This window comes from Luxibacter massiliensis (genome assembly GCF_900604355.1).
GTDB lineage: Bacteria > Bacillota > Clostridia > Lachnospirales > Lachnospiraceae > Luxibacter > Luxibacter massiliensis.
The window spans coordinates 61,700-77,782 of record NZ_UWOE01000001.1 but is presented as its reverse complement, the minus strand read 5'-3'; the positions used below and the strand labels follow the sequence as shown (position 1 = coordinate 77,782).

Genomic DNA, 16,083 nt, shown 5'->3' with positions numbered 1-16,083 from the left:
AGAGGGAGGACAAAAATGAGTAGTCCTGAACAAAAGAAAAGTGTTCCAATTTATTTTTATTATCTTGCTATCTCCAAGCAAAAAGACAGCAGTGATGACTCCGTTTATGAAATAAAGCAAATCATTGAAGCGTTCTCAAAGCTTCTTGCTTATATTGCGGCTAAAAATTTAACCAAGCGGCGGAAAGACATCACTTCTTCGGAAAAAGTTGTATGGCTTGATTCTTATACAGATTTAAAAGATGGCAACTATAATATCATCTTTAAGTCTGCGAAATATAATCATGTTCGCAATGAAATAGACACAGAAACCATGCAGGAGCTTGGAACAAGAAAGCGCCAGCAAGATGGCGATGAGGAAAAGACGCACTTATGTATCCGCCTTGCCAAAGGGCAAAATCGATTTCTTGCAGTACACGAGAGCAATCACTACGGCATATCTATAAACTGTATTGTAGATTACCTTAATACTCAGTTCGCACGCTACAATGAAGATACTGATGATAAGTATCACTATACACTTTCACATGAGATTATGCCAGGAGATGATTTCTTAGATTCGCTAAAAAAAGCTCGTACTACCTCTGCTCTAAAATTAACTGTTAGTAAAGAAGATATAAGGGACGATTTCATGCAGTTTGCAAATCGAAATGATATTGACGACGAAGTTGAAATTTGGCTTAAACGACCTAAGGGTGCAAAAAAATTCCCTGACAACCTAATCAAAGCATACTATGACGATATGCAAAGCAATAATAGAATTAAGAAAATTTCCGTACGGGGAACCAATGCTGCGGGACAGTTTGAAATCGATACTGATCTTATGAAAATGAAACACTATCTTTCAGTAAAAGCAGAGTCGGTAACAAATGAGGTCAACAGTGAAGATTTCTTCACAAAGGCACAGGGGTTTATAGATGAAACGAGGAACAAAAAATGAAAAGCATAATCTTAATTCCAATATCGGATTATTTTGCTTCACGAAAAAAAGTATTTAAAAGATTTCTATTTCCGCTGATTGTATCGTTAAGTGCATTATTTTTATCGATTGTATTCAATATAGGGAGCTCCGAAAAAATAGTATCTATTTTCTCGGAATTTATTGGTACACAAATTAGTATTGTTGCGATTTTGATATCATTTTCTGTGGCAATTATTACAATTTTAGTATCAGCGGACAATAATAACATTAAGCGATTAAAAGAAACCGAATCGAGTAAAGATCAATACAAACCTGTTCATGGGAAACAATTATCTCTATTTCAAGTTTTGCTTTCTAATATAGCTTATAATGTTGTTACTGAGATAATATATTTAGTTGGGCTCATTGCGATTTCACTTATACAAACTATTTTCCCAATTTACTTATTTAAATATATTACTTCTATCTGTATCTTTATCATTCTACACATTTTATTTGTATTATTAGAATCTGTTTCCCAAATGTATCTTACGTTTTGGGCAAAAAAATAAAGGCAGTGGCGAGGATTTCTCCTCGCCACCGGTTTTTACATTATGCGTAAATAACATCATGATTTACAATCTCCATCGCCCTGTGCCGAATATTGTTCATTAACCGAACCCATTCCATTTGATTTTCCATCTTTAGCTGCTCGGTCACTCCCTCACGTTTTACCATCTGCTCTACCAGCCGAAGGAACATATCTTCCGCCTGTGCGTCAATATCGGCAAGATAACTGTTCAGCTTACCGCTTGTGAGCAGGTTGGTGTAAAGCACTCTGCGGTGCTGTTTAAGATAGTGCAAATGCCGCTGTCCCCATACTCCAATAGGTTTGTTTTCTTTTTCGGTGGGTAAGGACAGGCAAGGGAGATCATAATCTCCCTGCCGTACATAAGTGCCGCCCATTTCTTCAAAAATCGTCTTTGCCATTGTCTTTTCCTACCTTTCGTAATCTTTATTTTTAGAGCGTTTTCCACGCTCTGGTGACTGTTGTTCATGAGCTGGAATCGGCTCATAATAAATACTTTTTTCTTGCTTTTTGAATTTTTCAAGAATACCGCTGATAAACTCCTTGACCTTTTGTGGCGCAATCTTTAATGCCTCAAGGTATGGTCTGCACTTTTCGGTCAGCTCCCGCAGCGCAGTTCTTAACTTTGAAACCTCGCTTTGCAGCGACCAGATTTGACGGGACAAGCTTCTGTTTTCCTCTCTCAACCGCTGCGCTTCAGATTCCGTCGAGTAACAGCGCCTTGCCAGCGTTGTCAGCTTTTCATAGTCTTCAGCTGATACCGTATATTTGCCCGTGAAAGACTTTTTGCCGGAGCTGTCAATCTCCGCAAAGGTCATAAACGCCTTGTGGTTGTCGTTATATCGGACTTGTTCAGCGGCAATCTTCTGTTCAATATCCGCCAGCCTTTTTTCGTCCTGCTGGATTTTATACCCAAGCGAAGTCAGATTTTCTGCTGTACTCCCTCTCTCGCCACGGTCAAAGCCCTCAAATCCTGCTTCTTTCATATATTCGTAAAACTTATCCTGTAAAATGCTGTACGAAGCACGGTAGACGGGTTTTCCCTTACTGTTTAGTACGGGATTTCCGTTTTCGTCCAACTCTTTTTCCGATTTCCATTTCTTTGAATGGCTAACCTGATGGATCACTTCTTTCACAGTTCCTACCAGCGCCGGGTCTTTACAGCGCTTCGACCAGCGCACCTCTTTATCCACAACGGGCAGCGTCATAATGTGCAGATGATAGTGATAAATCGGCTTTCCGTACTTTTCTGTCATGGCAACATTCAGCTCATCAGCGTGCATAACTGCGGAAATAATATTGTCTTTCCCGTATAACTTCTCTGCAAAATGGAACGCTTCTTCATAGAAACGGCAGGCGAAATCATAACCGCCGTTTCTCTCGAAGTAGTCGGTATTCACATCCAATATCATCTCGTTAAAGACCGTCGCATCCGCTTTTAGCCCCTTTAAGGATACCACCCCGTCGGCAATCAGCCTGTCCAGATATTCGTTGTAGGTCAGCTCGCCGCAGCTTTGAAAGTAAACATTCAGCGGTGTGCGGGATAGGTCAACATTCATATTTTCATAGCTTTCATTTTTTCGCTCGATGTGCCTTTCAAACTTTCCAACGCTCGCTCTCGTCCGCTTTTCCACACGGGCGACGCTGAAATCTCCCTTCGGCATTCGTATCACTCCTTTCGTTTTGCGATATTGTGGAACAGCACAGTTACACACCTTTTTCAAAGTGCGTAATCCACTATGACACTTTCAACCTGACGGTTGCAAAGATGTCGTGGGCTCTCCGAGGGGCAAGGGCTGTCCTTTGAAAAGGACACCCTTGCAACCCCATCTAAACTTTATCACTTTGATATTGTCAAGATTAGTTGACACATTTATTTCAAGGATATCACTGACTATGCTACCAGTTCCAAATCCTCATAATACTGTCTGCGTTTTATCATGGGAGGAAGCCCGCCATTGGCAGAGCAGATCCTCCGGTTATTCCAGTAGCTGAGGAAGTATCTCCAAATGAGCGCCTTTAATTCCTCTACCGTCATCTGCCTTGTGTCATAGCGGTCATAAAGGAGCTCTGTCTTCATTCTGGCCCACATACTCTCACAGCGTGCATTATCATGGCAGCGTCCTCCTGCACTGTTCATGCTTTGGTGGATGTGGTGCTCCCGGATGGTCTGGCGGTAAGACTCACTGGTATACTGTGTCCCACGGTCACTGTGGATGATCGCTCCTTCCAATGCGGGATATGCAGTCAGGGCATTTTCCAGTGTTTGGATACACAGATCTGCTTTCATGTTTGTCCCCATTGACAGACCGAGGACGCTAAGATCAAAGCAGTCGAAAATCGCAGATACATACAGTTTCCCATTGCGCGCCGGAATCTCCGTGATATCTGTAATACATTTTTCTAATGGGGCATCTGAATGGAAATCCCGCTTCAACAGATCATCCGATTTCATGGCTTCCCGGTCTGCCTTTGTAAGTCCATTCGGCTTTCTCTTTGGCCGATGGCTCAGGCCGATCTGATCCATAACCCGGTATACGGTCCGTTCACTGGGTATATGTACGCCCTCCGGCTGCTTCAGCAACAGCGCCTGATACATCCGGATCCGTCCATAAGTATCGTTACATTCATCCTCACTGATGATTTCTTTCATGGCATCCGCCAGATCCTGGTACTTCCATGGACGGTCTTTGTTTGCGAGATATTTATAGAAGCCCTGCCGGCTGATACCAAGCATCCGGCAATAAAATGAAATTTTTCCGGTAATCCTGCCGTCCTCTGTTTTCAAAGCGAGAAAGATCATTCTCTGGTTTTTGCTGACTTCCGACGGCTGGCGGCGAAAAAAGCGCTGGCTTCCTCCAGAAATTCATTTTCTTCCTTCAGGCGGCGGATTTCTTTATCCTGCTCCTTCACCCGCTTACGCAGCATGGTAATTTCTTCTGACAGGCTCATTGCACTGGCAGGGGTATGGGAACCTTCCCCAACATCCAGCTTACCAGCTCTTACAGCTTTCAGCCATGTATGGATGGTTCCTTCAGGGATTCCTAATTCTTTAGCAGCCTTAGCGCCGCCGATTTCTTTGGCAAGTTTCACTGCCTGTACTTTGTATTCATGGTCATATTTACGTGCCACTTTGAATACCTCCTTATTCTCTTGGTTTTATTATGAAATCCTTGAGAATAAGCTGTCAACTTTTTTTATACCACACCACTTCCCGAAAAAGGAACATTGCAAGGTTGCAGATATGCCTGCCTTTGCAATGTTGCAACCTTGAAAAAACTTATTTTGTTTTTTCGGGAAGCTGCCAGTACCACTGACTACCTTCCTTAACCGATTGGACATTCAGCGCTTTCTTTGCCTCGTCCAGCACACGCTTGGAGATACCCACCGCCTGTGCTTTTTTCAGCAATGCCTGCTGCGGATATTTGCCCTTTGAAAGATACTCAAGAATTAAATTTTCCGCCTGCTCAGATTTCTTTTCTCTCGGAATACCGCTTAACAAATCGTCAACTGAAATATCGTAATGACCGAGCCAGCGAAATCCGTTTTCCTTGTCCAGCTCAAAAGCAATCGCTTCCCCTTCAGGAGCAAGGGAGGACTTGTCCTGCACCATCACCCTAACCTGCGGGTTATCTTTAATTCTGCCAACAATCAGAACGCTCCGTGCGGTTGCTTGAAAGTCAATGGAACCAAGTCCACGGTAAGAAGATTTATTTCCGCTTCCCTTATTCATATGACCAACAAGTAAAACGGCACAATCATATTTTTCTGCGATTCGTCCAAGCTGCGCCATTACATTGCGGACTTCGTTGGCGTTGTTCATATTGATATTCGCACCGACATACGCCTGAATAGGATCAAGGATTACTACCCTTGCGCCGACTTCTATGATTGCCTTTTCAATGCGCTCATCCAGCATACTGAGTGCGGCTTCCGATTCGTCTATGACTTTAATTTGCGTACAGTCTGCCTCGGCTGCCTCTAATCTTGGCTTGATGGTATCTTCCAGTCCGTCCTCGGCAGTTTGATAGATGATCTTCACAGGCTCACGCTCGGTATCGTCATAGGGCAGTGCTTCTCCTTTGGAGAGCAGCGCCGCCAGCCTCAAAACCAAAGTTGTTTTTCCCTCGCCGGGATCGCCCTGAATGATCGTGATTTTTCCATATGGGATATACGGATACCAGAGCCAGTTCACTTCCTTGCTCTGGACTTCATCCATACTGATGATTTTCAGTTCAGCCATTCCTGCCACCGCCTTTCAAAACAAAACGGTTGATTTTCAAGGGATATGCGGCTATACTATTAACAGATACATGGAGTGACTGCCTTTCATCTGCGCCAACAGATGTGTTACAGGCGGTCATTTCTTTTTGCTTATTCATTCTGTTCCTCTCCTTTCAAGCCACCAAGAATAATGGCGATTAGTTCAATAACATCGAGCAGTTCATCATCTACACCGTTTCCCGCTTCAATCCTTTGTAGTTCCGCAAGGACAGCGGCAAGTTCCTGTTTCAGAGCCTTGTACACCCTCGGATTGCCCTGCACGACCACATCCTGATTGAGACAGCGGCGGTAACAATATTCCTGCTTCGGCAATCCCGATAAGGCGACCGCCTTGTTAATGCATTCATTTTCTTCGGGTGATACCCGAAATCCCACCGTGATATTTCTCCAACGGTTTTTGTTGTCTCTGTTCTTAGCTGACATTTTCAAAATCCCCTTTCCCTAAATCGTCTAATCGCTCCGCCATTTCCGTCTGTTTGGACGGGAACAGATGGGCGTACTGATAAGTGATTTCAATGCTTTCATGTCCTACACGATCGGCAATCGCCACCGCCGAAAATCCCATATCGATCAGCAAACTGATGTGACTGTGCCGTAAGTCGTGAATGCGGATACGCTTCACGCCTGCGGCTTTCGCCCCTCTGTCCATCTCGTGATGAAGGTAGCTTTTCGTTATCGTAAAGATACGGTCTTTCTTTTTGAGTCCGTAGAGCATACCGAGATATTCCTGCATTTCTTCACAAAGAAAATGCGGCATTTTAATGGTGCGGTTGCTTTTCTTTGTTTTCGGCGTGGTAATCACATCTTCCCCGTGCAGACGCTGATAGGACTTATTGATCGTGACCGTTTCCTTGTCAAAATCGAAGTCCGCAGGCGTCAGCGCCAACAGCTCGCCCTCACGGATACCACACCAGTAAAGCATTTCAAAGGCGTAAAAGGAAACAGGCTTGTCCATCATCTCAAAGGCAAACTTCTTGTATTCCTCTTTCGTCCAGAACAGCATTTCCCTGTGTTCCTCACTTCCCATATTTCCTACCTTTGCGGCTGGATTGGAGCGCAACTCGTAATAGCGCACAGCGTGGTTGAAGATAGCGGAAAGCTGGTTATGCAGCGTTTTCAGATAGGTCTGTGAATAAGACTTTTTCTTCTCGTCACGATAGGCAAGCATTTCATTCTGCCAAGTGATGATTTCTTTTGTGGTAATCTCGCTGATTTTCAGTTTACCGAAAAAAGGCAGTATCTTCGTGCGGATAATATGCTCCTTTGTCAGCCAAGTGTTTTCTTTCAGTCGATTTTTCACATCTCGGATATACAGTTCTGTAAAAGCCTCAAAGCTCATATCAAGGTCAGAGGAATTCTGCAACTGGAACATTCGCTCCCATTCCTGCGCTTCTTTCTTTGTAGCAAACCCACGCTTGCATTTCTGCTTGCGTTCGCCTTTCCAGTTCACATAGCGAGCCATCACATACCAAGTGCCGTTGTCCTCATTTTTGAATACTGGCATTTACTTCATCTCCTTTCCTGCTCCGTAGAGCCTTTCATAAAAATACTGGCGGTTGACACGTCCTGCAATCGTAACAAAACCCTTTGCTTTCAATTCTTCATTTAATTGTCGGATAAGTTTGTAAGCATAAGGCTTTGATACATCAAGCTCCCGTGCCACATCATCGGCACGGATAAATCTGTTTTCCATAAAAAATCACCTTCCCTTTTTTTTTCAATTTCATTTATTTCGTGTCGGAATACTTTCTTGCCGCCTTCCGATTTGCCCGAGCGGGTACGCCATTACCGTGACGCACGACGGACATTAAACTTATCTGCTTAATGTTATTTCATTATACTAAGCATATTTGCTTTTGTCAAGTGGCTTGCAAGAAAATATTAAACTTTTTTGTTTCATTTCCTCTTGACTTTTCCTAAACATATCTGCTATACTATTTGCAGATACATAAACAAGGAGTGAAACACTATGGCGATTGGCGAAAGAATACATTTTTTCAGACTTATGCGTGGAATGACACAGAAGTATCTCGGTACTGCTGTCGGCTTCCCCGAAAGAAGTGCTGATGTCCGTTTGGCACAGTATGAAACAGGCTCACGCAAGCCGAAAGCAGACTTAACCGCCGCATTAGCACAGGTACTCGATGTTTCTCCGCAGGCTCTTGATATTCCCGACATTGACAGCTACATCGGACTTATGCACACCTTATTTACCCTTGAGGACATTTACGGCCTGACTGTCAGCGAAGCAGACGGCGAAGTCTGTCTGAAAGTCAACAAGGATAAAGACAAGGACGCTGCCGAATTGCTGAAAATGCTCTATGCTTGGAAAGAGCAGACTGACAAGCTCTCTGCCGGTGAAATCAGCAAGGACGATTACGACCGCTGGCGTTACTACTATCCGAAATACGATACCACGCAGCTCTGGGCGAAAATCCCTTCGCAAGAGTTAAGCGATACGCTGGTAGAGGCATTTCAGGACAAGCTCAAAAAAGGCAAATAAGAACGACAAAAAGCCCTTAGCTATGAGTGATTACCCACAGCTAAGGGCTTTCTAATATGGATTTCTTTCGCCATGCAAGCCGCCTTTTGTTATTCTATAACCCATAAACCACTGGATTACAAGAATAATAGCTCTTGTATGGCTGTTATCAAATTGTTATCAAAAGACTTCTTGAACCACCGAAAACCCGCATAAATACTGGGTTTTTATGGTGTTTCGATTTATTCAAACTCCTTTGCGGACTGCGTTTCATGACACGCAAAGGCTGTTATTAGAGGTTCACGTTTCGAACGTGCGTTCTGATTTTGTGTTTTTCGCACCGCTTATGAAGAAATAAACTCCAAAATAACTCCATTTTACTCTTTGTTATTTTGTTGTTCTTCTCTTGCGTACAGGAGATCCAATGCCTGACATACAACACCACTCATGCTCTGATAGTGTCTTTCTGCATACTCAACAAGTCTCTGTTTTTGTTCTGGAGTCACCCGTACTCGTATGTTTTCTTCTTTGCCATCTTTTGGTGTTTTTCTAGCCAAACATATCACTTCCCTTCCACAAGTACAGTTTACTACTGATTACTACAAAATGTCAATCTATTTTTGTTATTTATATATATATTCTCTTGGACTAATCTTGAGCTATCTTGGACTAATTTACTTCTCACTCCTGTAGATCTTTATCCACAATCTCCCAGTAACCATTCTTTGGAGATCCATGTCTTATAAGAATACCATACTCTTTTAACTTCTTAATATTGTTCTCAATATTTCGACTGGCAACCCCGATTTTCTCAGCTAACTTGACCGCTGATAATTGATGATCTTCTGAAAGCAACTTTATAATCTTTTGCTGTGTATCGTTGAGGTCTGTTCTCCACACTACCGCCGATGTTTCTCCGATGCTTCTCCGATGTTTTCTTTTTCATTTGTCATCGGAAATGAACTACGGAACAGCTCTACCCGAAACATATTATCGAATTCCTGAAATCTCGGCTTTGGAAGTCCATACTCTTCTGCCGCATTAAAGATTCCTTTTATTCCGCTTCCCCATGCTTCAACAAGTCCCATCTGGCTGAATATATTGGCAATTCCCTTATTCCGGATCTTAGAATGACCATGTATCATCAGCTGTGTTATTTCTCCAGCTTCAACATAAATTTATCCGAATCATTAACAATATTATACGTTCGATCGCCATCCTCCGGCAAGTAAGAAAACGAAAACATCTGTGTTCCTTTTTCTGCCTGTCGCTTTGATGAATATACAGTCACATATAACGCATTCGGAATCGACTGATCGTAGCTGAACCGCACACTTTTAAATGAATTTTCCCTGCAACGTTTCACGATTTCTTCTGCACATACTTTCTGATCCTCTACATACAGTTTATTTACCACTACCGTCAAACGCTCCTCATGGTAATTGTCCGCTGTCATTGCATGGGAACCATACACATCCATATCTCTTCCAAACTGGAGATATCCCAGACAACCACCTGTAATTATTATACCGATTATCAGACTGATAAACCACCTTTTTCTCATCTTCTCGCTCCTTTATAGCCCTGTATCATAATACAAGTGTATGACAGCACAGCTTATTTTTCAATACAGTTGTATTTATAATTGTAGGAAAAGACGAGGTGCCGTTATGATTGTATATATGGATTTGGAAAATCTACTTAAAGAAAAGAATATCAGCAAAAATAAGCTTTGTGAAGCCTGTAATTTACAGCGCACACAGCTTAACAACTACTGCAAAAATAAAGTAACCAGGATTGACTTCACAATACTTGCAAAACTCTGTGAATTTCTGGACTGCACACCGAATGATATACTGAAATTAAAGTAGGTGCTGTCGCATCAATGATTAATAAATCATAGATGCGGCAGCATCTTTTTGCCTTTTTTATACTAAATTGTTCTCGTATTTCATTCTTCCTATAAAAAAGGCAAACTTTAATAGACCTTTTCTGGAAAAAGGTTCATTTTCTGGATTTACTTTTGACCTGTCAAAATCAGGCGTGTTCTTTGAGCGGAAATAAATGCTGACCTGTCCTTTCCCCCTGGATTTTATGGTGAAGTTTATTCATGTTATATCCAATTGCCAACAGGATACTCTGGGCGGTTACATTTGCCTTCCCACGATACAGATATCGTCTGAATCCCATATCCTCTTTGATGTTTGCAAAACTTCCTTCCGCCTGGATGCTTCGGTTCATCCGTAGCTGGGTCCCGTAATCACTGGTGATCCGTTCCAGTGTCTCCCGGCGTTTCTCTTTCATTTTTTTCGAAACATACAGTACTTTCTGGCGGTCTTTCATTGGCGTTTTACAGTTATTCCCCTTTATACATTCGGTTTTGTAAGGACATCCACTGCAGTTGCTGCTCCGATATACGGTAACCGTTCTCCGGTAACCGCTGGCTGTCTTTTCTTTCTTCTCATACTGGGCTGTCAGCGCCTGTCCATTTTTGCAGTAATAACAGTCCGCTTCCTTATCATACTCCATGTTTTCCATACGTCCGATATTCTTCCGATATTTTCGGGTTTTGGAAATCTCATAGTTTTGCGGTTTGATATAGGATAGCTGACCATTCTCTTCCAAAAACAGATAGTTTTCTTCACTTTCATATCCTGCATCCGCTACAATCTCCTGATATTTAAACGGAAGGTAGCATTCCATATCTTTCAAAAACGGGATCAGTGTTCTTGTATCTGTAGGCCGTGCACTGATATCCAGCCATGTGATGTATTCTGAATCCACTCCATGCTGAAGATTATACGCTGGTTTGAGCTGCCCGTTGAGCATCGCATCTTCCTTCATCCGCATAAAAGTCGCATCTGGATCGGTTTTGGAATAACTGTTGCGCTCTCCACAGATATGGAGCTTTTGGTTGTATTCTTTCAGTTTTGCTATGTAACTTTCCAGGGTTTCTAATGATTTCTGAAGGCGAGTTTTTCGTCGTCCGGATCCATAAGAAAAGAGAATCCCCTCCTCCTGCTTGATCCTGTAAAGTTTTTTACGCAGTCTTTTTAAAGTGTGAAGGGAAACGTTCCCATTATGAACAATTCTGAATCCGTAAAGAGTTTCACATTCTTCTACGAGGACAAGGATTTTATCCAAAAGTTTTGCCTGATTTTTCGTAACAGCCTTTCTCCAGACAAAAGTATATTTGTTCGCGACGGATTCGATTTTTGTCCCATCAATAAAGATACTTTTTCCTGAGATTTCTCCAAGGGAATATAAGAATTCCGTTACATCGGCTAATATGTTTTTTGAGCATTGTGCGAAATGAAGAGAAATAAAACGGGCAAAGGTTGCGTGATCAGGTACGGGTTTTCCCTCCAAAAGATACATGAAATTGATATCTCTGCGGCATGCGGTTTCGATATCCCGGCTGGAATAGATTCGGTTCATGCTGGCGTAGACCATGATCTTAAACAGCTGCTTCGGTGTCGCCTGATTTTTCTTTATCTTTCCATAAGTCTGATAAAGATCGCTGAGTTCCATTCCCTCCACAAATGCACTCAGAAGGCGGACCGGATCATCTGCTGGAATCAAAATCTCCACATCCAGCGGAAGTTTGATTTGATAATACAGAGAAGATAGAGTATAATCTTTCTGTAAGATTTTATTTAGTCGCATAAATAAATTTTACACTAAGAGCCAGGCCTTGCATAGACCTGGCTCTTAGTCTTTGTAATAAAAAGTGCTGCCGCACTAATTAGTGCGACAGCTCCATTTTTATTCGCGCACAAAGAAAACGCATTATTAAGATTTTATAAGTACAACAAGTATACCAAGCACAATTCGATACCAACCAAACACCTTAAAATCATGTTTTTTGATAAAGTTCATTAGGAATTTAATTACTAAGACAGATACCGCAAATGCCACAGCCATACCGAGAACAAGAGCGAGCAGTTCTGCACTTGTAAATTCAAACCCGAATTTTAACAGCTTAAAAGCACTTGCTCCAAGCATAGTAGGTACTGCGAGGAAAAAAGTAAACTCTGCTGCTGCCACTCGTGAAACTCCTATGAGTAAAGCACCTATAATCGTTGCTCCCGACCGTGATGTGCCGGGTATAAGTGATAACACTTGAAATGCCCCTATCAAGATTGCTGTTTTATAGCTGATGTCAGAAAGTGCCATAGTAGTAGGAGTACGCTTTTTATTCCAATTTTCTATGAGAATGAATAACAAACCATAAAAGATTAACATGATTGAAATCACAATGGGGGTTTGGAGGTAAGCATCCAAATAATCATCAAATAGAATCCCCATAATAGCTGACGGTACACAAGCTACCGCAACCTTGAACCACAACGAGAAAGTATCCTTTTTAACAATTGACTGTGCTTTGTTCTTAAATTGAAAGGGAAACATCTTGTTCCAAAACATTACAACCACTGCGAGTATAGCTCCAAGTTGAATAACAACAAAAAACATTTCTTTAAATGCTTCGCTCATATTAAGTGTGATAAATTCGTCCACAAGAATCATATGTCCTGTGCTGCTGATAGGTAGCCACTCAGTAATACCCTCAACAATTCCAAGAAAAATAACTTTTAAAATTTCTATAAAATCAAGTACCATTATTTCAAATCCTCCTTTTTAAAATGATGAAAGGTCATAAGAAAACCAACTGCTGATACAAGAATAATAATAGATACAGACAGCAGTGTAGGATAGCCGGTACTCTGAAGTTTACCCTGCACCAAGAAATAGGTGGCTGTCCACGGATACAACGCTCCCCATTCTTGATTTGAAAGTGCGGCACTTCCCATGACAATCACGGCAGAGCCAATCATCGGGGCGACAAATCCTTTTGTTTTCATAGCAACAAACACAAAAGGAGAAACTGTTAAAAACATCAGGATACTGCCAAACAAAAACTTGGGGAGCCATACTATTGCCACTAGTAAGCTATATCCCTCCAATGTAAAGACAGCGTCATATAGCCCACAAACGATAAATATACCTGCCCATGTTACAAGGGTTAGCATAACAATCCAAAGAAGCAGGGTGCAAAATTTTCCAATTAATAGTTTTGTCCTTGAAATGGGTATGGGCAATATGGTTTTGAGGGTGCTTTCTGTGTACTCTCTGCTAAACAAGTAAGCTGCAATTGCCACATATATCATAATGTTTACCAGCAGCATGATATACAGTACACTGTCGCTGTATATGTCAGACAAGGTAAAGATAATCTCCGGCTTATCAAAATGTGTTTGCAAGGCTTCTATTAACATCAAAAGTGGGGTAGATAATACCCCTGCCACACTAATTAGCACCATTTTTGAACGCTTTAGTTTTAATAATTCACAAGAAATAAGATTAAGCAATACCGCCACCTCCAATCAGTTTAGAAAAGTAGTCCTCTAAGTTTTCCTCACTATCATTTATCCTTGTCACGAGCAGTCCATTTCGTGCAAATTCTCGATTGATTTCTCCAACACTTTGGCTAAAGTCATAAATTCTCACCGTACCGTCCTGCACTGTAAAATCCGTCATGTGGTAGTGGTTTTCTAAAATCTTTCCGGCTATCTCACTGTCAGATAAATCAAATTGAATGTATTTTCGATTCCTTTTGTGAAGCTCGGATATATTCACTTCCTCTACTAAATGCCCCTCGTGCATAACGCCGATAATATCTGCTATCTGTTCAATCTCGCTTAAAACATGGCTTGAGATAAAAATGGTAATGCCATGATTGTGACTAAGTTCAGATAAAAATGAGCGTATTTCAACTATTCCAATGGGGTCAAGTCCGTTAATCGGTTCGTCAAGTATTAAAAGCTCCGGCTCGTGCATAATGGCGGCGGCAATACCAAGCCGTTGCTTCATTCCGAGGGAATAATCGGAAAAGACTTTTCTTTTCTCCTTATGCAGCCCCACAACTTCAAGAGCTTTTTCTACTCCACTTTTAGATACTCCCCCTCGCAGTTTAGCGAGAATTTGCAAATTCTCATACCCTGTTAAATTACTGTAAAATCCCGGTGTTTCGATAATAGAGCCTACTTTGCTATAAAGGGTATGGATATTTTCCTTATAGTTTGTGCCAAACAAGCGTACCGTTCCCTCCGTTGGGAAAGCAAGCTGCAACATCATTTTCATTGCTGTGGTTTTGCCTGCTCCGTTTCTGCCGAGCAAACCATAAATTTTGCCCTTTGGCACATGAAGATTTACCTTATCGACAACGGTGGCTGTTCCGTATCGCTTCGTAAGATTTTCTGTTTCAATGATATAATCCATATTTGATTCTCCTTTCCGTGGGTTGCTGTTCTTGTTTTCGCTGACCACAATCTTATTATCCACGAGTATTGCATAGAAGCCAAGAAATCTACCGTCACAATGCCGACACAATAGATGTCAGCACGAAAAAAGCTCCGACACTTATCGTGTCAGAGCCTATTTTAAAGGGTTTATGGCATTTTACTTTGTTTGGGTTTGCTTTATCCAGACAAATATTTTAGCAACAAATAGCAGAAACATAAGGGCGGTTACATAGGGTTGTCTTGCCGCAGCGAAGAAGCAGATAACAAGCGTACTCAGCACGAGAGAGCATTTTGTGATTATGTTGCTCCATGATTCCTTTTCAAAACAAACACACATCAGTTTCGCTATCCCAAGTGCAATCAAAACAATAAAAACAATCCAATAGATTGCAAGATATATTGGGGTAGTGTCTGTAAATGAAAGTAGATTGACAGAATAAATATATCCGTCAACAAGGTTACCATACAACGGCAAAAGTATAAAAGTAACCGCCATCATATCTAATATTCCATAAATGAAACTGTAAATTTTTTTCAAGTTGGAACGATTTTCAGTTTCGGCAAGTGTAATCAGTTCTTCGCCCGATAGCAGTTCATCTATGGTCACAGAAAAGAATTTAGAAATACACTTGAGCGACTCAATGTTAGGGTAACCCTTGCCGCTTTCCCATTTTGAAATGGCTGTTCTTGATACATATAATTGCTCCGCAAGTTGTTCCTGCGTTAAGTTCTTTCCAGTCCTAAGCTGTTGTAGCTTTTCATTAAATTCCATGATTCTCCTCCTGTTTGTTCCTTGTTTTCATACGTCCATCAACGGGTTTTTCTGCATCTTTTGGTATCATCCATGCACGACCAAATTTTTCAGTTCCGTCAATGCGATTTTCCTCACATAATTTTTGTATCCGTCTTTCCGATATGCCCCATTTTTCAGAAGCGGCTTTCACAGAAATGTAATTCATAATATCAACTTCCTTTCGCAAAGAGTATATAATTATTATATACGGAATGACGAATAATAGCAAGTTTCTCTCCACTAATACGAAATTATACACTACTAAACATAAAATCATACTTCGTTCAAATATCATCACCCGAAATGTACAATGATATAGGATGATATTAAAATGTACCAAGATGAAAGAAAACTTGATTTTAAGCCGTTAGGTATAGCGATAAAAAAAGCTCGGGAAGCAAAAGGGTGGACACAGGAATATCTTGCCCAACTGGTAGACCTTACGCCACGCTCTATTATGTATATAGAGAACAGGGGGCAGCACCCAAGGCTTAACAAATTTTATCTCATTACTACCTTGCTTGACATCTCTGTAGACCAGTTCTTTTTTCCATGCAATGAAGATGGCGACAACAATCGCCGCAAACAAGTTGATGTACTGTTGAATGATATGGAAGAAAAGGAGCTTATCGTGATGGAAGCTACGGCTCAAGGCTTGAAAAAGGCAAGAGAAACTGCGGAATAATTAACGCTGTTTTCGTAAGCCAAGCCAACTGAAAAAAGTGCGACACCT

The 16,083-nt window shown here is 41.5% G+C and carries 24 protein-coding genes; 5 read left to right on the top strand and 19 right to left on the bottom strand.

Annotation, left to right across the window (positions count from 1 at the left end; genetic code table 11):
• Nucleotides 1-15 precede the first annotated feature (15 nt).
• Both EFA47_RS00350 and EFA47_RS00345 read left to right on the top strand, forming a co-directional pair.
• Nucleotides 16-939 (top strand): hypothetical protein, encoded by a 924-nt coding sequence (locus tag EFA47_RS00350; protein WP_122641504.1) that lies wholly within the window; start codon nucleotides 16-18, stop codon nucleotides 937-939.
• Entirely contained in the window at nucleotides 936-1,472 is a 537-nt protein-coding gene (locus tag EFA47_RS00345; RefSeq protein WP_122641503.1) for a hypothetical protein, read from the top strand. The genes EFA47_RS00350 and EFA47_RS00345 overlap by 4 nt, the downstream gene beginning before the upstream one ends.
• Nucleotides 1,473-1,512: 40 nt before the next feature.
• Here EFA47_RS00345 and EFA47_RS00340 read toward each other — a convergent pair whose 3' ends face one another.
• The 9 genes from EFA47_RS00340 to EFA47_RS00305 all read right to left on the bottom strand — a co-directional run bounded on the left by EFA47_RS00340 (nucleotide 1,513) and on the right by EFA47_RS00305 (nucleotide 7,466).
• The gene (locus EFA47_RS00340) at nucleotides 1,513-1,890 is read right to left on the bottom strand and encodes a TnpV protein (protein WP_122641502.1); all 378 of its coding nucleotides are present in this window, start codon (nucleotides 1,888-1,890) and stop codon (nucleotides 1,513-1,515) included.
• 9 nt (nucleotides 1,891-1,899) lie between these two features.
• On the bottom strand, nucleotides 1,900-3,153 hold the full coding sequence (locus EFA47_RS00335) for a plasmid recombination protein (RefSeq protein WP_206215502.1): 1,254 nt from the start codon (nucleotides 3,151-3,153) through the stop codon (nucleotides 1,900-1,902).
• A gap of 230 nt (nucleotides 3,154-3,383) precedes the next feature.
• On the bottom strand, nucleotides 3,384-4,292 hold the full coding sequence (locus tag EFA47_RS00330) for an IS3 family transposase (protein ID WP_072524276.1): 909 nt from the start codon (nucleotides 4,290-4,292) through the stop codon (nucleotides 3,384-3,386).
• A complete protein-coding gene (locus EFA47_RS00325; RefSeq protein ID WP_072524275.1) occupies nucleotides 4,289-4,621 on the bottom strand; it encodes a transposase in 333 nt (110 codons plus the stop codon). Before EFA47_RS00325 ends, EFA47_RS00330 begins: the two co-directional genes overlap by 4 nt.
• 148 nt (nucleotides 4,622-4,769) lie before the next feature.
• Nucleotides 4,770-5,732, bottom strand: coding sequence for an AAA family ATPase (locus EFA47_RS00320; protein WP_122641501.1), 963 nt, complete (start codon nucleotides 5,730-5,732; stop codon nucleotides 4,770-4,772).
• Nucleotides 5,725-5,871: a hypothetical protein gene (locus tag EFA47_RS19710; RefSeq protein WP_164689884.1), complete on the bottom strand. Its 147-nt coding sequence runs from the start codon at nucleotides 5,869-5,871 to the stop codon at nucleotides 5,725-5,727. The genes EFA47_RS00320 and EFA47_RS19710 overlap by 8 nt, the downstream gene beginning before the upstream one ends.
• The gene (locus EFA47_RS00315) at nucleotides 5,864-6,196 is read right to left on the bottom strand and encodes a plasmid mobilization protein (protein WP_122641500.1); all 333 of its coding nucleotides are present in this window, start codon (nucleotides 6,194-6,196) and stop codon (nucleotides 5,864-5,866) included. The genes EFA47_RS19710 and EFA47_RS00315 overlap by 8 nt, the downstream gene beginning before the upstream one ends.
• Nucleotides 6,186-7,277, bottom strand: coding sequence for a site-specific integrase (locus tag EFA47_RS00310; protein WP_122641499.1), 1,092 nt, complete (start codon nucleotides 7,275-7,277; stop codon nucleotides 6,186-6,188). The genes EFA47_RS00315 and EFA47_RS00310 overlap by 11 nt, the downstream gene beginning before the upstream one ends.
• Entirely contained in the window at nucleotides 7,278-7,466 is a 189-nt protein-coding gene (locus EFA47_RS00305; protein ID WP_122641498.1) for a LysR family transcriptional regulator, read from the bottom strand.
• Between the two features lie 276 nt (nucleotides 7,467-7,742).
• Here EFA47_RS00305 and EFA47_RS00300 point away from each other — a divergent pair, with 276 nt between their 5' ends.
• Entirely contained in the window at nucleotides 7,743-8,276 is a 534-nt protein-coding gene (locus EFA47_RS00300; RefSeq protein WP_122641497.1) for a helix-turn-helix domain-containing protein, read from the top strand.
• Between the two features lie 356 nt (nucleotides 8,277-8,632).
• On the opposite strand, the gene EFA47_RS00295 is transcribed toward EFA47_RS00300, so the two are convergent.
• The 4 genes from EFA47_RS00295 to EFA47_RS00280 all read right to left on the bottom strand — a co-directional run bounded on the left by EFA47_RS00295 (nucleotide 8,633) and on the right by EFA47_RS00280 (nucleotide 9,819).
• Nucleotides 8,633-8,812, bottom strand: a complete 180-nt coding sequence (locus EFA47_RS00295) for a hypothetical protein (RefSeq protein ID WP_028086473.1) — start codon at nucleotides 8,810-8,812, stop codon at nucleotides 8,633-8,635.
• 124 nt (nucleotides 8,813-8,936) lie between these two features.
• Nucleotides 8,937-9,155, bottom strand: a complete 219-nt coding sequence (locus EFA47_RS20445) for an HTH domain-containing protein (RefSeq protein WP_235853176.1) — start codon at nucleotides 9,153-9,155, stop codon at nucleotides 8,937-8,939.
• Entirely contained in the window at nucleotides 9,155-9,400 is a 246-nt protein-coding gene (locus EFA47_RS00285; protein WP_235853175.1) for an ATP-binding protein, read from the bottom strand. The genes EFA47_RS20445 and EFA47_RS00285 overlap by 1 nt, the downstream gene beginning before the upstream one ends.
• 8 nt (nucleotides 9,401-9,408) lie before the next feature.
• Nucleotides 9,409-9,819 (bottom strand): hypothetical protein, encoded by a 411-nt coding sequence (locus EFA47_RS00280; RefSeq protein WP_095906914.1) that lies wholly within the window; start codon nucleotides 9,817-9,819, stop codon nucleotides 9,409-9,411.
• A gap of 106 nt (nucleotides 9,820-9,925) precedes the next feature.
• On the opposite strand from EFA47_RS00280, the gene EFA47_RS00275 reads away from it, so the two are divergent.
• Nucleotides 9,926-10,126: a helix-turn-helix domain-containing protein gene (locus tag EFA47_RS00275; RefSeq protein WP_075669150.1), complete on the top strand. Its 201-nt coding sequence runs from the start codon at nucleotides 9,926-9,928 to the stop codon at nucleotides 10,124-10,126.
• A gap of 166 nt (nucleotides 10,127-10,292) precedes the next feature.
• On the opposite strand, the gene EFA47_RS00270 is transcribed toward EFA47_RS00275, so the two are convergent.
• The 6 genes from EFA47_RS00270 to EFA47_RS20300 all read right to left on the bottom strand — a co-directional run bounded on the left by EFA47_RS00270 (nucleotide 10,293) and on the right by EFA47_RS20300 (nucleotide 15,516).
• Nucleotides 10,293-11,921, bottom strand: coding sequence for an IS1182 family transposase (locus tag EFA47_RS00270; RefSeq protein WP_122641496.1), 1,629 nt, complete (start codon nucleotides 11,919-11,921; stop codon nucleotides 10,293-10,295).
• 126 nt (nucleotides 11,922-12,047) lie between these two features.
• Nucleotides 12,048-12,875, bottom strand: coding sequence for a bacitracin resistance undecaprenyl-diphosphatase BcrD (gene bcrD, locus EFA47_RS00265; protein ID WP_002576322.1), 828 nt, complete (start codon nucleotides 12,873-12,875; stop codon nucleotides 12,048-12,050).
• Nucleotides 12,875-13,624: an ABC transporter permease gene (locus tag EFA47_RS00260; protein WP_002576323.1), complete on the bottom strand. Its 750-nt coding sequence runs from the start codon at nucleotides 13,622-13,624 to the stop codon at nucleotides 12,875-12,877. The genes bcrD and EFA47_RS00260 overlap by 1 nt, the downstream gene beginning before the upstream one ends.
• Nucleotides 13,617-14,534: a bacitracin ABC transporter ATP-binding protein BcrA gene (gene bcrA, locus EFA47_RS00255; RefSeq protein ID WP_002576324.1), complete on the bottom strand. Its 918-nt coding sequence runs from the start codon at nucleotides 14,532-14,534 to the stop codon at nucleotides 13,617-13,619. Before bcrA ends, EFA47_RS00260 begins: the two co-directional genes overlap by 8 nt.
• 180 nt (nucleotides 14,535-14,714) lie before the next feature.
• Nucleotides 14,715-15,329 (bottom strand): bacitracin resistance transcriptional activator BcrR, encoded by a 615-nt coding sequence (gene bcrR, locus EFA47_RS00250; protein ID WP_009269230.1) that lies wholly within the window; start codon nucleotides 15,327-15,329, stop codon nucleotides 14,715-14,717.
• Nucleotides 15,319-15,516 carry a helix-turn-helix domain-containing protein gene (locus EFA47_RS20300; protein WP_009246557.1) on the bottom strand — a complete coding sequence of 66 codons (198 nt, stop codon included), beginning with the start codon at nucleotides 15,514-15,516 and terminating at the stop codon, nucleotides 15,319-15,321. The genes bcrR and EFA47_RS20300 overlap by 11 nt, the downstream gene beginning before the upstream one ends.
• A gap of 165 nt (nucleotides 15,517-15,681) precedes the next feature.
• Here EFA47_RS20300 and EFA47_RS00240 point away from each other — a divergent pair, with 165 nt between their 5' ends.
• On the top strand, nucleotides 15,682-16,035 hold the full coding sequence (locus tag EFA47_RS00240; protein ID WP_002576326.1) for a helix-turn-helix domain-containing protein: 354 nt from the start codon (nucleotides 15,682-15,684) through the stop codon (nucleotides 16,033-16,035).
• Nucleotides 16,036-16,083: the final 48 nt, after the last annotated feature.